Here is a 15,130-nt window from a genome sequence, read left to right as displayed (position 1 = left end):
CCGCGTGGTCCCGGTAGCAGGGGAAAAAGGACCGAAGTAGCAGGGGAAAAAGGACCGAAGAAACCGGACCATGTTACTCACACTTCGCGCGGGTCGGGTCAGGGGACGACGCCCACGGTCAGCAGGGTTCCGAGGGTCCGGTAGCGCTCGACCATCGCCTCGCGACTCTCGAAGCCCTCGGTCGGGAACTCGTCACTGGGTGGTATCTCGATCTCGCGGTCGGGGATCGTGTCCTGCGCCGCGACGTGAAAGCCCGCCTCGTCGAAGGCCGCGCGGTACTCGTCCATGCTCCAGCGGGTCATCGGGATCTCGATCGAGTCCTGCCACTCGTGGCTCGCGGTGTTCTCCTCGTAGTAGTTCACCGCACAGGAGAAGGTGGCCCCCGAGCGGAGCACCCGTCGGAGGTCCTTGAGGGTCTCGTGGGGGCTCGCAGCGTAGTAGAACGCCTCCATCGAGAAGGCGTGGTCGAACGAGCTGTCGGCGAACGGCAGCGCACCGAAGTCGCCGACGAGGAACTCCACTCGGGGGTCCTCGGCGTACGACCGCGCGTTACGGACCATCTCGGGGGAGCCGTCGAGCCCGCAGGCGCGAGCGTCCGCGGCGTCGGCGAGCGCCCGGGCGGCGTAGCCGCTCCCCGTTCCGAGGTCGAGAATCCGTTCGCCCGACTCGACCGGCATCCGTCCGAGGACGTGTTTCGCGGTGTGCCAGTGGCGTTCCTCCATCCCCCGGTCGCGGCCGTCGGCGGCCCACGCGTCGAACTCCTCGCGAGCGCTCATGGCCGGACGAGGCGGGTCGCCGTGAAAACCCGTTCGGCGTGGGCCGGCTTCGAGAGCGGAGGCGTCTTGAGGACCGGGGATAACCCACGGGCATGGCGCGGAGACGGATATCCCGGTTCAAGGTCGCGGACTTCGCCCAGCAGATCGTCGGCGGGTTCCTGCTCGCCGGCCCGTTCGTGATCACCGAGGAGGTCTGGGTGGCGGCAGCCGAGACCTCGACGGTTCAGTGGCTCGTCGCGGTCGGGATGGTGTTCGCGATCGGCTACGGCGCGCTCTATCAGGCCGACGCCGACCGCGACCCCGACGCCGAGGCGGAGGTCGGCGGGGTCCCGATCCGGTTCGTCTCGCTGATGTGCGTCTCGTTCGGTTCGGTCGCCATCCTGATGGCGGTCTTCGGCGCGCCGTGGACGTTCCTCGCGGGCCTCGACGTCCCCCGGTCCCGGTGGCCCATGGTCACCCTCCACGCGATCGCCATCGCGTCGGTGTTCAGCGTGGTCGGGGCGGCCACCGCCGACAGCGTGTTCTGACGTCGGTGGGATTAAGGGGGTCGCCATCCCGGTTCGCGCATGGATTATACGCTCGCGGTCGAGGACACCCCCGAGACGATTCCCGGCGGGACCGGCGTGCTCCTGGTCCACCCGAGCACCGGCGAGACCGACCGCATCGACACCGACTTCCTGAACACCGACACCGACCGTTTCCTGGTCATCTCGACCCGAACCACCGCCCGCGAGGTCGAACAGAAGCTCGAACACTACGAGGTCGACCGCGAGAAGGCCACCATCCTCGACACCCTCAGCATCGAGCGTGGCTACTCGCGACGGTCGGGCGAGGGCGTCCGGTACGTCGCCGCCCCCGACGACCTCGACGGGATCGTCGAGACCGCCCGCGAGTTCCTCGATTCGCACGACGGCAAACTCCGGATCAGCGTCGATTCGATCACCGAGATGGTCTACTACGCCGACGAGGAACGCGCCCGCGAGGCCGTCGAAGCCCTGCTCGACCTCCTGGGCGAGTACGACGCCGTCGGCGTCTTCCACCTCGCGCGCGAGGTCCACGAGGACAGCGTCGTCGAGGGCTACCGCGACCTGTTCGACGGGGTGGTCTCGCTCGACCCCGATGGCGAGGTCCGGGGCGAGTTCTGAGTTTCTCGCTCCCCCGTCGACACAAAGGATTTGTTCGGCCCCCGACCGGATCGAAACGATGGGACGGTTCCGGACGAGGGAGGGCTGGTGCGTCGTCGAGCACGGCGAGATCCGCCTCGAATCGCTCGGGGTTCGAGAACGGGTCGGGCGCGGGTTGAAGAACGCCAAGCGCTCCCACGAGCGACGATACGAACGGGGTGTCCTCCGATTCGTGGGCGTGGTTCTACTCGGAGCGCTCTCGGTCGGTCAACTCGTCTATCGCGCGCTGTTCGGTGACTGGCGATTGCTCCTCCTCGGGGTCGGCATCGTCGTGGTCGTCTTCGGGATGGCGTACGCCGTCCACGTCCTTCGTCGATTCGTCCGACGGCGGTTCCGCGGCTACACCGACGACCGGACGATCCCGCTTCGGGCGGTAGCGTCGGTCGAGCCGCGTCAGAAACGGCCGCTCAGGGCCCCGCACATCGTGGTTCGCTACCGCGAGTACGGCGACGCGAAGAAGCGCCGTATCGGGGTCTGTACGCGGACCCCGCTCGCGGCGGACGAGTTCGAGACCGCGAAAGCCCTCCTGCTCGACGACCACGACCTCCCGATAACGCCCGCGTGAGTTCATCCTCCTCCGTCGAGCCCCACGTGTCGAGCCGGCAGTAAAGTACGAACCGGGCGCTGGCGAACGAGAGACGACCGACGAACGACGATCCGGAGCGTTCGACCTCTGTTCCCGTATAATAATGCTTATTGAATCCGGACGTGAGTCGTGGATAGACGACGGCTCGCGGGTGGACGCCCGACGGTCGTCCGAACCCAGCAATGGACATCAGAGACCGCATCGCCCGCCGCTATCACGCCGAAAACGGCCCGCAGGTGATCCGCGACCCCGAAGCAGTGAATCCCGCCGCCCACGTCCGGGACCCGGTTGGACGGGGGCCGGTCCTCGAACGGTTGCTCGACCGGCTCGACCCCGCGTTCGAGGGGACGATCCCACCGAACACCTACGTCTGGGGGCCGAAGGGGGCCGGGAAGTCGGCGCTCGTCACCGCGCTGTTCGGCGAACTCCGGAGGCTGGAGGGCGGGTCCCGCGCGAGCATCCACACCACCACCCGGGTCGACGACGCCGCGACCGTCACCTTCGGCTACGTCGACGCCCGCCACGCCACGACCGAGTTCGCGCTCCGGCACGCCATCCTCGACGAACTGGTCGACGAATCGGTGCCGAAAAACGGCGTCAGCACGAGCCGGTTCCGGTCGCTGCTCGCCGACCACGTCGCCTCATCGGGTCGGCGGGCCGTGGTGGCGGTCGACCATCTCGGCGACCCCGAGACCCCGTCGCTACGGGCCGTCGCCGAGTTCCTCGACGGTGTCTCGGGGTCGGTGGCGTGGGTCGGCGTGGGGCGGCCGCCGCCCGAGGAGCTCGACCCGTCCCCGAGCGAAACGATCGGGATCGACTCCGCCCCGTCGTACCTCCTCGCTGACATCCTGTCGGACCGGGCGTCGGCGGGGCTCGCGCGCGGCACGCTCGACCACGAAGCGACCCGTCGAGTCGCCGAGTGGGCCGACGGGGACGCCCACGACGCGCTCGCCGCGGTGTTCGGGGCCGCGGTGGTCGCCGACGACGCCGGCGAGGACAGGGTCCGGTCCGACGCGCTCGACGCCGGTATCGAGGGGGTTCCCCGGCCGTGTGCCGCGATCGGTCGGGTTCGCTCGCTCCCGGCGAACCGCCAGCGCGTCCTCCGGGAACTCCTCGACCTCGGAGCCACCGACCGGGAGTCGGTTCGCGCGGCGGCGGCCGGGGTGGCGGCCGCCGACACGGTGGGGCTGTCGGCGACGACGGTCGAACGAATCCTCTACGAACTCGCCGATTCGGGTGTCGTCCGACGGGTCTCAACCGACCGAACCGACGGGCTGGGACGCCCACCAAGCGGGCTCGAACCGTGTTTTCCGGCGCTGGTCTTCCGCCGGCTCTACGACCTCGCGTCGTCGACGCCGTGACGTGGAAAGTTTTATCATGAACGACAGTATTCGTTACGGGTAATACGGCACCGCCAGTAAAGAACGGTGTCGTTCGCCCGAAGCCGGGCACCCACTCATGACACCAGACACCTACGTCGGCGCGGTCGACCAGGGAACGACGGGCACCCGATTCATGGTCTTCGACCACGAGGGCCGAGTCGTCGCCAACGCCTACGAACGACACGAACAGTTCTATCCCGAACCCGGCTGGGTCGAGCACGACCCGGTCGAGATCTGGGAGAAGACCCAGTCGGTGGTACGCGAAGCCCTCGACAGCGCGGGGATCGAGGCCACCCAGCTCGAAGCCATCGGGGTCACCAACCAGCGCGAGACCACGCTGTTCTGGGACGCCGAGTCCGGCCAGCCGATCCACCGCGCGATCGTCTGGCAGGACCGCCGGACCACCGACCGGGTCGAGGAGCTCGAAGCGAACGGGAAGGCCGAGACCATCCAGGCGAAGACCGGACTCCAGCCCGACGCCTACTTCTCGGCCACCAAGGCCGAGTGGCTCCTCGACAACGCCGACCCGATCAAGCTCCAGCGCGCACGGCCCGCCGACACCCGCGAACGGGCCGAGGCCGGCGACCTCCACTTCGGCACCATCGACTCGTGGCTTATCGAGAAGCTCACGGGCAATCACGTCACTGACGTGACCAACGCCTCGCGAACCATGCTGTTCGACATCCACGAGATGGCGTGGGACGACGAGCTCTTGGAGGAGTTCCGGGTTCCGCGCGCGACCCTGCCCGAGGTTCGGCCCTCCAGCGACGAGGACTACTACGGCACCACGGACCCGGACGGCTTTTTGGGGGCCGAGGTGCCCGTCGCGGGCGCGCTCGGCGACCAGCAGGCCGCGCTGTTCGGCCAGACGTGTTTCGACGAAGGCGACGCGAAGAACACCTACGGAACGGGCTCCTTCTTCCTGCTCAACACCGGCGAGGAGGCCGTCGAGAGCGACAACGGCCTGCTTACGACGGTGGGCTTCCAGCGCTCGGGCGAACCCGTCCAGTACGCGCTCGAAGGTTCGATCTTCGTCACCGGCGCGGCGGTCGAGTGGCTCGGCGACGTCGGTCTGATCGACGACGCCGGCGAGACCGAGGACCTCGCGCGGAGCGTGGATTCGACGGACGGCGTCTACCTCGTGCCGGCCTTCACCGGGCTGGGCGCGCCCCACTGGGACCAGCGCGCACGCGGGACCATCGTCGGGATGACCCGTGGGACGCGCCGCGAGCACATCGTCCGCGCGACGCTCGAATCGATCGCCTACCAGACCCGCGACGTCGCCGAGGCGATGGAGCACGACTCCGGTATCGAGGTCGAGGAGCTCCGAGTGGACGGCGGCGCGGTCAAGAACAACTTCCTCTGTCAGCTCCAGGCCGACGTGCTCGGTGTGGATATCGTGCGACCGGAGGTCGACGAGACCACCGCGCTCGGCTCCGCGTACGCGGCGGGGCTCGCGGTGGGCTACTGGGGGACCGCCGACGAGCTCCGGAAGAACTGGCAGGTCGACAGCGAGTTCACCCCGAAGCGGACCAGCGAGGGCGACGCGATGTACGAGCGCTGGCACGACGCGGTCGATCGCTCGCTCGACTGGGCACGGGAAGACTGACCGATGCAGACACTCCTCCAGATCCCCGTTATCGGCCTCGGCGTCGAAGAGTTCCTCCTGATGGCGATCGCCGCCCTCGCCGGCGGCGCGCTCGCGGCGGCGCTCGGCGCGCTCCCCGCGTTCGTCTTCACGGGCTTCGCGGTCTTCCTCGGTGAGGGTCTCGAAGTGCTGGGTGGCGACGTCGGCGGTATCTCGGGCATCCAGCGTGCCGCTACCGCCGGCATCACGGATTCGATCGGGTTCGGGATGGTGTTCGGCCCGCACGTCTCCTTCGCCGCCGGCGTGGCGGCCTCGGCCTACGTCGGGAAGAAGTACCCCGAGATGACGCCCGAGGGCTGGGACTACCACCCGGGGAAGGTCATCACCGAAGCCTACGGCACCAAACCCGACATCCTCGCGGTCGGCGCGGTCTTCGGGCTCCTCGGCATGCTGATCACACAGGTCGCGGGCGGGCTCGGCGTTCCCACCGACGGCATCGCGCTGGCGGTCGTGGTGTCGGCGCTGGTCGCGCGGGCGGCCTTCGGCTACCCGCTCGTCGGGTCGGCGGCCGGGTCGTCGCTCCTCGACATGTCGCCGTTCGAGCGCGGCGAGACGAAACCGATGACCGACGGCGGTGTCGAACGCGAACAGCTCACGGTCCAGCCGTGGCTCGGCCACCAGTACAAGTGGTCCGGCGTCACCGCGATCGGTATCGTGGGCGGCGTGCTCGGCGGGTTCATCTGGATCGAGACCGGCAGCGTGTTCCTCGGCTACGCGTTCTCCGCGATGAGTCTGCTCTTTTTGAACCTCGGCGTCGAGCGGATCCCCGTCACCCACCACATCACCCTGCTCGGGTCCGTCGGTGCGGTGGTCGGCGCGGCGTGGTTCGGCAGCCCGGTGCTCACGATCCTCCTCGCGGGCGTCTTCGGTGGCCTCACCGGGATCATCGGCGAGGGCATGCAGCGGCTCCTCTACTCGCATTCGGGCACACACGTCGACCCGCCCGCGATGGCGATCATGGTCGCGATGTTCATCGTGGGCATCGGCTACCTCGTGGGACTCTTCCCGACCTCGTCGTACCTCGGGCTCTGACCGGCCCGAAACCCGCTCTCAGGCGAATCCCAGAGCGACCATGACGACCAGCGCGACCACGACGGCGGTGACGACCGTCCCGAGGACGATCTTGGTTGGTTGACTCATGGGATCGGGTTCGCGTGGCGGTGTGTTAAGTGCTTATTTTGGTGGTCGCCCGCTGCCCCGATCAGGCTTCGTCATCGCCGAGCCACGTCTCGGGGACTTCGATGACGTACTGGCCGTCCTCCTGGAGCGCGATGATGTACTCTTCCCGATTGTAGAGCTCCATCAGGTTGAGTTCGTACTGGCCGGGTTCGAGGATCTTGATGCTCTCGAACTGGTCGTCGAGTTCGCGCCGGAGCGCCGCCATGTCGGACTCGCCCGCGGGATCGGGCGTGTCGCTCGCGGGGTCGGGCGTGTCCGCCGTCGGCTCGGTTTCGGGAGGCGGGTCGGCAGTCCCGTTCGTAGGTGGTTCCGATAGCCCGTCGTTCGACACCCCCTCGTTTCCGGTCGAGCCGGGGCCACCGACCGGGTCGGCGGTGTCAGGAGGGTGGTCGTCCCCGGAAGCGACCTCGCGTCGTGCGTCGGCCTGTGCCGGGTTCTCGGCCGATGGGGATGGTCCCGAATCAGGGGGAGTCGCGCTGCTCGCGCGTGCGTCGGCGGCGGGTTCGAACTTGAACTTGTTGCCCCCGCACTCCGGACAGCCCGAGAGCATCTCCTTCGAGCCGTCGGGGAACGTGTGACCACACTGGGTGCATTGATGCGGCATGGGCGGCGTACGGGTGGTGGTCGGAACTAGGTTTGGGGTTTACCGACGCGTGACGAGCGTGCTGATCAGCGTCTCGTCCTTGTGGAGGGTTTCGAGCCGGTTGGCCGGCCCGATCACGGTGAGCTTGGTGTCGGAGTTTCGCCCCATCAGGCGGTCGAAGATGCCGCCGCTCGATTGGCCGGCCCCGGGGTAGGTCTCGATCTCGATCCCGGTGAACCCGTCGGGGCTGATCTCGGTCATGGTGACCTCGATGAGCTTCGACTCCTCGTCGGGGTCGAGCCCCTCTTCCAGGATCACGATGTTGCCGTCGTGGACCCCATCGAGGATCAGCCGGATCTTCTCCATGCTCGTGAGCTGGTCCATCCGCTCGCCGCTGATCATGTCGAGTTGGACGCTGTCGGACGGGGCGGGGCTCTCGTCCTCGCCGTTGCCATCGTCGCCGGCACCGATGCTCGGGTCGTCGTCTGCGTCGGCCATCAGCCGAAGTACTCCGCTATCTTTTCGTACACTTCGTCCATGTTCTCCCCTTCGAGCGCCGAGAGCGGCACCGTTTCGTGCTGCGGGAAGGCGTTCTTGATCCGCTGGATGCTCGATTCCTCGAGGTCGATCTTGTTGGCGAAGATCAGAACCGGGAGATCCTGACTCTCGATGATCCCCACCAGCATGGTGTTGACCTGCGTGAACGGGTCCTCCGCCGAGTCGAGCACGTAGATAACGCCGTCGACGTCCTCGCGGAGCCAGTGCATCGCCTCCGCGACGCCCTCGGTGGCCTCGCGCGAGCGCCGGACCGCGTCGTCCTTTTCCATGTCGTGGTCGAGGAACTCGGTGTAGTCGACCTTGGTGGCGACACCGGGCGTATCGACGATGTCGATGGTGACGGATTTGCCGTTGCGTTCGATCTCGATGTCCTCCTTCCGACGGGCTCGGCGGGTCTCGTGTGGAACCTGGCTTTCGGGCCCCACCGCGTCGCCGGTCCAATCGCGCGCGATCCGGTTCGCGAGCGTGGTCTTGCCGGCGTTCGGCGGTCCGTAGATACCGATACGGCGCTGTTTCTGCCCGCCCGTGAAGAAGTTCGAAATGCTGTTCCGGAGTCCAGTGAGCAGTCCCATTTATCTCCCCCCGCCCGACCGCCGGGCGGATCTGGACGGAGAACGTCGGTGCATGCACTTAAACCCACGTCAGACACGTATCAGGCTTTGGATACCGTCCCCCTCGTCCGGATAGCCGCTCCACCCGCTGGGTAGTACGTCCGCCGGTATCGCGAGGCTGGTGGCTACGAAGATATTCCTATCACGCATATCCCCCGCCGACACCCCCACCCCTTCGTTTCGGGTGGAACCCGGATCGGCCCCGTCGGTGTGGATGGGATCGGGACGGTGGTTCGGCGTGGTCTCGACCGAATCGATGGTATCCCGTCCGAACTGGTCTAGAGATCATCAAGAACGGTAAACGGAAACGATCTAGAGACGATCTAGACGGAATCTAGAAACAACCACAACTAGTGAGAACGATTTCTCTTTCTCTTCTTCGGTTGCTGTTCTCATGGCTATCACTTAGTTCTTTCCTCGGTAAACTCCCTCTCCGAACCCCATCCCCCTCTCTCCCCGTTCCACTCGAAACAAAGGGGTGGGGGGCTACCGTCATCAAGTATTGGATATGCGACACTCCCAATCCGTTCGACCGCTGATGGAGCTCGCTTCCGTCGATGAACTCGCTTCGGACGACGGTGCACTCCCCCTGCAAACGAAAGTGGGACCGTTCCCACGGGGTTCGGTCCGAAATCGTGGTCGTCGTCCGTCGAGTCGGATCGTCCGGAACGGGTTCTGCGCCACGACGCCGAGATCGGAAGGGTCGGTAGGGTCGGTAGGATCGGTAGGATCGGAAGGGACCGGAAGAGGTCGGATAGGGAGGAACCAGCCAGTGTCGGACCCGGTGAAATCGGACCGACCGGGGTCGGCGGATTCCTTCGATCGTTCGATCGACAAGATTAATATACTCCCCACCTCTGGTTCCGCTGGACGATTCACGACGGACGCACGTACCACCGTTCGTCTCATACCCCCGTAGCCGTCTTCTGCACATGATATTCGCTCTCTTCCGGGTATGCGTGGTGCGTCCTCCATCCGAAAGCAAGGGGTTCCGAACACCGAACTGCCATGACACGAGACGACCCGACACCCGACGACCACGACGGCGAGGAGACCTCTCCGGAGGTAGAGCGCGATGCCGACAACGGGGGAGCCGACGCGAACGACCCCGACGACACGGAGGATTCCGACATCGCCGACGACCCCGATATCCCGAAAGAGTCTCGCCCGGATGAGTCCGACTTCCCGGACGACTCCGACCTCTCGAATGACTCTGATATCGGGGACGACCTCGATATCCCGGACGACCCCGCCGTCGAGGAGGCCACAAGCGAGGCCGACCGACCGGGCCGCCGGCCTGCGACGGAGGCCGACTCCACCGACTCCGACCCGTTCGCGGTTCACTCCACGGACGAGCCCGGATCGCCGTCCGACCCGAGCGCCGACGACGGGATGGCTCCGGTCACGGACCCGACCCCCTCCCCGGAGGGCGGGGGGAGTGGGGGGAGTTCCTCCCAGGGGTTGTTCGACGACCTCCTGAGCGGCGACCCGATCTTCGAGAACAAGGACGTACTGCGGCCCTCCTACACCCCCGAGCGCCTCCCGCACCGCAACGAGCAGATCAACAACATGGCGACCATCCTCGTCGGCGCGCTCCGTGGGGAGACCCCCTCGAACATCCTGATCTACGGCAAGACGGGGACGGGAAAGACCGCGAGCGCGAAGTTCGTGAGCAACGAGCTCGAAACCACCTCCCAGAAGTACGACGTCCCCTGTGAGGTCGAGTACATCAACTGCGAGGTCACCGACACCCAGTACCGAGTGCTCGCCCAGCTCGCGAACACCTTCATCGAGGCCAACCAGCGACACGTCGAGACCCGCCTCGACGAGGTTCGCGAGCTCGCCGACCGTGCCGAGACGGACCCGGCGGCGCTCGACGGAACCGAGTTCGACACCGTCGACGACGTCGGGGACCGGGTCGAGGAGCTGGAAGCCGACCTCGCCGAGTTCGAGCCGGTGCCGATGACCGGCTGGCCCACCGACCGGGTCTACGCCACCTTCTTCGACGCGGTGGACTACCGCGAACGCGTCGTCGTGATCATGCTCGACGAGATCGACAAACTCGTCGAGAAGTCGGGCGACGACACCCTCTACAATCTCTCGCGGATGAACTCCGAGCTCGACAACTCGCGGGTCTCGATCATGGGGATCTCGAACGACCTCAAGTTCACCGAGTTCCTCGACCCCCGGGTGAAGTCCTCCCTGGGCGAGGAGGAGATCGTCTTCCCGCCCTACGACGCGACCCAACTCCGGGACATCCTCGCCGCGCGCGCGACGCTCGCGTTCGTCGACGACGCGCTCTCGGAGGACGTCATCCCGCTCTGTGCGGCCTTCGCCGCCCAGGAACACGGCGACGCCCGGCGCGCGCTCGACCTCCTGCGGACCGCCGGCGAACTCGCCGAACGGAGCCAGACCGACCGGGTCGACGAGGACCACGTTCGCGAGGCCCAGGAGAAGATCGAGATCGACCGGGTGGTCGAGGTGGTCCGCACCCTCCCCACCCAGTCGAAGGTCGTGCTGTTCGCGGTCATCCTCCTCGAACGCAAGGGCGCGAAGAACATCAACACCGGCGAGGTCTACAACATCTACCGTCGGCTCTGCGACGAGATCGACGCCGACGTCCTGACCCAGCGCCGCGTCACCGACCTCATCTCCGAACTCGACATGCTCGGGATCGTCAACGCGGTCGTGGTCTCGAAGGGTCGCTACGGCCGAACCAAGGAGATGAACCTCTCGGTACCCATCGAGGACACCGAAGCCGTCCTCACCAGCGACTCACGGCTCGGCGACATCGAGGACGTCAAACCGTTCGTCCAGGCGCGCTTCGACAACTGAATCCTCGTCCACGCCGGCCGAACCAGAACCCATCAGCGGAGCCAAGGCCCAGTTCCATCCCACACGCGTCGATGGTCAGGGCGCTGGCGCGGCCGGTGCGGGTCCGTTCCCGGTAATTGGGGTCGTTGCGGTAGGTGCGGTCGGTGCGGTAATTGCAGTGCTCGGGGCCGAAGCCACCGTCGAGACGGTCGGAGTCGTCGTCCCAGCCGTTCCAACGGTCTCGTTCCCCACGGAGCCGCTCGGCGTCGCGCTCACCTGGCCGAAGAACAGCCGGATCTTCCCGAGCCACGGGATCCGGAGTTCGGCGGTGCCGACGACCCACGACGGTTCGACCGGACCGCTGATCGGGTCCAGTCCCGTACTGATCTGGTCGTAGGCGTCGTTGGCGTCGCCCTTCGTGACGAACCCGGCGTGCGGGGCGGGACAGTTCGCCAGCTCCTCGCAGTTCTCGGCGGTCCCGAGGTAGGACTCGTTCGCCTTCTCGTACCAGTTCTCGCTCTCGTTCACCCAGAAGCGCGCGCGGTGGATGATCGGCGTCGCCTGTGGGTCGCCGTCCGGCTGATAGACGATGACGTCGCCGGGCTCGTCGAACTGGGTGTAGTCCGCGGCGGCCCCCGACCGGTAGGTCACCACGCCGGTTCCGTCCTGGGCCGCCCCGCCCGCGAACCGGTGTTCCTCCATGACGAAGACGAGGTCGCCCTTCTGCATGTGGGGGGTCATGCTCTCGCTCTCGATCGCGACCAGCGGCGGCCAGAGCCCGCTCACCCCGAACAGCACCAGCCCGATCACCACCACGATCCCGAGGCTCGAAAGCACCTCTCGAACGAACACCACCCACTCCTCGTCGGTGTCGAAGAACCACCGCACACGCGAGAGCGGCCCGCCGCCGCTCGCCTCGTTCCCGTCGTCGCCGTCGTCCCCGTCGCCCCCGGAGCCGGTCTCCCGGTCGTTCCACTGCCACGAATCCCCACCGTCTCCGGAAGCCATTACCACCCCTTCCGCTCACGGTCGTTTCAACGTTTCCTTCCGACGGCCGGGTCCGCTATGCTTTTGCTCCACGCCGCGGAAGGTCGTGTGTGCCGCGCTCGTCCTCGGTTCGGGTGGTCACCGCGCTCGCCAGCCACGGCTACAACGCCGAGCGCGAGGCCGTCACCCTCATCGCAGGTGCGAGCGACCCCGAAACCGCGATCGAACGTGCCGTCGACGCCGCCCCGGACGACGCGCTCACGCTCACCGCCGACCACGCCCGGACGGCCATCGATGCGACCGACCGCGCCCCCGTCTTCGACGAGTCCAGCCCGCCGGAAACCTCGACAATCGATCCCGACAACCCCTCCGTTTCGACTGGAACCCGGGACTCACCCGACGAAGCCGAAACCCCTTCTCCAGTTGAAACGAAGGGGTCGACCGACGGGATCGGAGCCGAGACGGCCGCTGGACGGTCGAACGACCCCGAACGCCGCTCGCTCGCGGTGACCGGCGACATCACCGGGCGTTCCACCGGAACCGGAACCTACGAGGACTTCGTGCGGACCTTTCGCGACCGCTACGAACAGCTCTCGGGGATGCTCCGCTCGCGGGTCAACCACCGCCCCACCGACGCCGTCGACGCGATGGCGGGCGGGAGCGACGCCGCGATCGTCGGGATGATCTCGGACATCCGCTCGACCGCGAACGGCCACTGGCTGGTCGAACTCGAGGACACCACCGGGACCTTCCCCTGTCTCATCATGAAGGACCGCGACCTGGCTTCCGTCGTCGACGAACTCCTCCTCGATGAGGTCGTCGCCGTGGAGGGCACCCTCGCGGGCGACGGCGGCATCCTGTTCGTCGACGACCTCCACTTTCCCGACGTCCCTCGAAACCACCGCCCCTCGACCGCCGACCGCCACGTCCGCGCCGCCCTCATCTCGGACGTCCACGTCGGCAGCCAGGAGTTCGCCCGCGACCGCTGGTCGGCCTTCGCCGACTGGCTCCACACAGAGGCGGCCGCCGAGATCGAGTACCTCCTGATCGCCGGCGACATGGTCGAAGGCGTCGGGGTCTACCCCAACCAGGACGAGGAACTCGACATCGTCGACATCTACGACCAGTACGAGCGCTTCTCGGAGTACCTCAAGGAGGTCCCCGGTGACATGGAGGTCCTGATGATCCCGGGCAACCACGACGCCGTCCGGCTGGCCGAACCCCAACCGGGATTCACCGAGGAGCTCCGCTCGATCATGACCGCCCACGACGCCCGGATCTCGGGGAACCCCTCGATGGTCACCGTCGAGGGCGTGAAGATCCTGATGTACCACGGCGTGAGCCTCGATGAGGTGATCGCCGAACTCCCCGAGGCGAAAGCCAGCTACGAGGAACCCCACAAGCCGATGTACCAGCTCCTGAAGAAACGCCACGTCGCGCCCCAGTACGGCGGCCACATCCGGATCTCGCCCGAGGAGCGGGACTACCTCGTGATGGACGAGATCCCCGACGTCTTCCACACCGGCCACGTCCACAAGCTCGGCTACGGCAAGTACCACGACGTGCTCGCGCTCAACTCGGGTTGCTGGCAGGAACAGACCAGTTTCCAGCGCAGCGTCAACATCGACCCCGACGTGGGCTACGCGCCGGTCGTCGACCTCGACACCCTCGACCTCACGATCCAGAAGTTCTGAGCCGCCGCTCGACTCCCCGACTCACCCCGAGATTCAGCGGTCACCCCGACGGCTCAGACGGTCTTGATCACGTGCGTGAGGCCGATGGTCTCGGCCACGACCCACCCCACGAACAGCACGTAGGCGGCGAGCAGGGCGTAGGACTCCACCGTGGTGAGCGAGAGTTCGGTTCGCATGGTGGTGAACAGGAGCACCGTGGCGAGGGTCAACACCCCCAGCATCGGCACCGCCACCGCGAAGTCGACGGGCGCGCTCCCGACGATCAACACCCCGACCGGGATCGCCACGAGGAGGTCGAACGTGTTCGAGCCGAGGACGTTCCCGAGGCTGGTGACGCCCTCGCCGTTGCGGGCCGAACGCACGCTCACGAGGGTGTCGGGCAAACTCGTGGCCGCCGCGATGATCGTCACGCCCGCGAGGAATTCGGGGATCGAGAAGGTCGCGCTCAGCGACTCGACCCCGTTCACCAGCGCCTCGACCGCGACGAGGATCACGACCAGCCCGACGACGAGTTTTCCCCACGCGCGAGCGACGTTCGTCACGTCCGAAACCCCGGCGTCGTAGTCGCTGACGTCCTGGTACTGGATGAAGAGGTAGAGCCCGTAGAGCAGGAGGGGGATCATCGCGAGCGGGCGGGTGATCCGCCCCACGAGTTCGGTCCCCGGAGCCGGGCTGTAGATCACCGCGAGCGCGAACGTCACCACGACGGTCGCGACGGCGACCATGTAGAACTGGGCCTCCTTGTAGACGATCGTCCGGCTGGCTTCGAGGTCGTCGTCGGTGGTGAGGCCCGCGAGCGCGGGGATCACGAGGACGTTGAACACCGCCGAGCCCACGATGGCCCCCACACCCATATCGAACGAGCCCGCGAGCGCGGTGAGCACCACGCTCGACAGTTCGGGAAAGCTCGACCCCACCGCGACCACAACCGACCCCTGTACCACCGCCGGCAGGCCGTAGTAGCTCCCGAGCCGTCCGGCGGACGCCTCCAGCCAGCCGCTGCCGAACCAGATCAGACCGGTCGCGACGAGGATGACGGCGACGTTCGCCAGGGGCGAATCCGGGAGGAGCCCGCCGAGCACCATTGGTGTGACACTCCATCGATCGCGGGTTTGAATCCACCGATGA

The 15,130-nt window shown here is 67.0% G+C and carries 14 protein-coding genes; 8 read left to right on the top strand and 6 right to left on the bottom strand.

The annotated features are described in order from the left end of the window. Positions 1-98: 98 nt before the first annotated feature. Positions 99-776: a class I SAM-dependent methyltransferase gene (locus C447_RS03045; RefSeq protein ID WP_007690774.1), complete on the bottom strand. Its 678-nt coding sequence runs from the start codon at positions 774-776 to the stop codon at positions 99-101. A gap of 92 nt (positions 777-868) precedes the next feature. On the opposite strand from C447_RS03045, the gene C447_RS03040 reads away from it, so the two are divergent. The 6 genes from C447_RS03040 (at position 869) to C447_RS03015 (ending at position 6,608) form a co-directional block, all read left to right on the top strand. Then, positions 869-1,303: a DUF2391 family protein gene (locus C447_RS03040; RefSeq protein WP_007690772.1), complete on the top strand. Its 435-nt coding sequence runs from the start codon at positions 869-871 to the stop codon at positions 1,301-1,303. Between the two features lie 39 nt (positions 1,304-1,342). Then, positions 1,343-1,921, top strand: a complete 579-nt coding sequence (locus tag C447_RS03035; protein WP_007690771.1) for a DUF7090 family protein — start codon at positions 1,343-1,345, stop codon at positions 1,919-1,921. Between the two features lie 58 nt (positions 1,922-1,979). Then, complete coding sequence (locus C447_RS03030; protein ID WP_007690769.1) at positions 1,980-2,525, top strand: hypothetical protein; 546 nt, start codon at positions 1,980-1,982, stop codon at positions 2,523-2,525. A 203-nt stretch (positions 2,526-2,728) separates the two neighbouring features. Further along, a complete protein-coding gene (locus tag C447_RS03025; RefSeq protein ID WP_007690768.1) occupies positions 2,729-3,907 on the top strand; it encodes a Cdc6/Cdc18 family protein in 1,179 nt (392 codons plus the stop codon). Positions 3,908-4,004: 97 nt separating this feature from the next. After that, entirely contained in the window at positions 4,005-5,537 is a 1,533-nt protein-coding gene (gene glpK / locus C447_RS03020; RefSeq protein WP_007690767.1) for a glycerol kinase GlpK, read from the top strand. A gap of 3 nt (positions 5,538-5,540) precedes the next feature. Next, positions 5,541-6,608, top strand: a complete 1,068-nt coding sequence (locus C447_RS03015) for a hypothetical protein (RefSeq protein WP_007690766.1) — start codon at positions 5,541-5,543, stop codon at positions 6,606-6,608. 169 nt (positions 6,609-6,777) lie between these two features. Here C447_RS03015 and C447_RS03010 read toward each other — a convergent pair whose 3' ends face one another. The 3 genes from C447_RS03010 to C447_RS03000 are packed head-to-tail and all read right to left on the bottom strand — an operon-like array spanning position 6,778 to position 8,468. Continuing rightward, positions 6,778-7,359, bottom strand: coding sequence for an OapC/ArvC family zinc-ribbon domain-containing protein (locus C447_RS03010; protein ID WP_029601974.1), 582 nt, complete (start codon positions 7,357-7,359; stop codon positions 6,778-6,780). Between the two features lie 39 nt (positions 7,360-7,398). Beyond that, on the bottom strand, positions 7,399-7,836 hold the full coding sequence (locus tag C447_RS03005; RefSeq protein ID WP_007690762.1) for a DUF2073 domain-containing protein: 438 nt from the start codon (positions 7,834-7,836) through the stop codon (positions 7,399-7,401). Then, complete coding sequence (locus C447_RS03000) at positions 7,836-8,468, bottom strand: Era-like GTP-binding protein (protein WP_007690760.1); 633 nt, start codon at positions 8,466-8,468, stop codon at positions 7,836-7,838. Before C447_RS03000 ends, C447_RS03005 begins: the two co-directional genes overlap by 1 nt. Before the next feature lie 1,047 nt (positions 8,469-9,515). On the opposite strand from C447_RS03000, the gene C447_RS02995 reads away from it, so the two are divergent. Further along, positions 9,516-11,342, top strand: coding sequence for an AAA family ATPase (locus C447_RS02995; RefSeq protein ID WP_007690759.1), 1,827 nt, complete (start codon positions 9,516-9,518; stop codon positions 11,340-11,342). Positions 11,343-11,417: 75 nt separating this feature from the next. Here the strand turns inward: C447_RS02995 and C447_RS02990 are convergent, their stop codons facing one another. Further along, the gene (locus C447_RS02990) at positions 11,418-12,329 is read right to left on the bottom strand and encodes a S24/S26 family peptidase (RefSeq protein ID WP_007690754.1); all 912 of its coding nucleotides are present in this window, start codon (positions 12,327-12,329) and stop codon (positions 11,418-11,420) included. Positions 12,330-12,418: 89 nt separating this feature from the next. On the opposite strand from C447_RS02990, the gene C447_RS02985 reads away from it, so the two are divergent. After that, positions 12,419-14,002: a DNA-directed DNA polymerase II small subunit gene (locus tag C447_RS02985; protein WP_007690752.1), complete on the top strand. Its 1,584-nt coding sequence runs from the start codon at positions 12,419-12,421 to the stop codon at positions 14,000-14,002. Between the two features lie 53 nt (positions 14,003-14,055). Here the strand turns inward: C447_RS02985 and C447_RS02980 are convergent, their stop codons facing one another. After that, entirely contained in the window at positions 14,056-15,087 is a 1,032-nt protein-coding gene (locus tag C447_RS02980) for a sodium:calcium antiporter (RefSeq protein ID WP_007690751.1), read from the bottom strand. Positions 15,088-15,130: the final 43 nt, after the last annotated feature.

This window comes from Halococcus hamelinensis 100A6, assembly GCF_000336675.1.
GTDB classification, from domain to species: domain Archaea; phylum Halobacteriota; class Halobacteria; order Halobacteriales; family Halococcaceae; genus Halococcus; species Halococcus hamelinensis.
The sequence above is the reverse complement of the archived record's forward strand: the minus strand, read 5'-3'. Positions and strand labels throughout refer to the sequence as shown.

Excerpts from the sequence above, each read along its gene's own strand:
- C447_RS03045 (WP_007690774.1), bottom strand. The coding sequence starts at position 776 with ATGAGCGCTCGCGAGGAGTTCGACGCGTGGGCCGCCGACGGCCGCGAC.
- C447_RS03040 (WP_007690772.1), top strand. The coding sequence starts at position 869 with ATGGCGCGGAGACGGATATCCCGGTTCAAGGTCGCGGACTTCGCCCAG.
- C447_RS03035 (WP_007690771.1), top strand. The coding sequence starts at position 1,343 with ATGGATTATACGCTCGCGGTCGAGGACACCCCCGAGACGATTCCCGGC.
- C447_RS03030 (WP_007690769.1), top strand. The coding sequence starts at position 1,980 with ATGGGACGGTTCCGGACGAGGGAGGGCTGGTGCGTCGTCGAGCACGGC.
- C447_RS03025 (WP_007690768.1), top strand. The coding sequence starts at position 2,729 with ATGGACATCAGAGACCGCATCGCCCGCCGCTATCACGCCGAAAACGGC.
- glpK (WP_007690767.1), top strand. The coding sequence starts at position 4,005 with ATGACACCAGACACCTACGTCGGCGCGGTCGACCAGGGAACGACGGGC.
- C447_RS03015 (WP_007690766.1), top strand. The coding sequence starts at position 5,541 with ATGCAGACACTCCTCCAGATCCCCGTTATCGGCCTCGGCGTCGAAGAG.
- C447_RS03010 (WP_029601974.1), bottom strand. The coding sequence starts at position 7,359 with ATGCCGCATCAATGCACCCAGTGTGGTCACACGTTCCCCGACGGCTCG.
- C447_RS03005 (WP_007690762.1), bottom strand. The coding sequence starts at position 7,836 with ATGGCCGACGCAGACGACGACCCGAGCATCGGTGCCGGCGACGATGGC.
- C447_RS03000 (WP_007690760.1), bottom strand. The coding sequence starts at position 8,468 with ATGGGACTGCTCACTGGACTCCGGAACAGCATTTCGAACTTCTTCACG.
- C447_RS02995 (WP_007690759.1), top strand. The coding sequence starts at position 9,516 with ATGACACGAGACGACCCGACACCCGACGACCACGACGGCGAGGAGACC.
- C447_RS02990 (WP_007690754.1), bottom strand. The coding sequence starts at position 12,329 with ATGGCTTCCGGAGACGGTGGGGATTCGTGGCAGTGGAACGACCGGGAG.
- C447_RS02980 (WP_007690751.1), bottom strand. The coding sequence starts at position 15,087 with ATGGTGCTCGGCGGGCTCCTCCCGGATTCGCCCCTGGCGAACGTCGCC.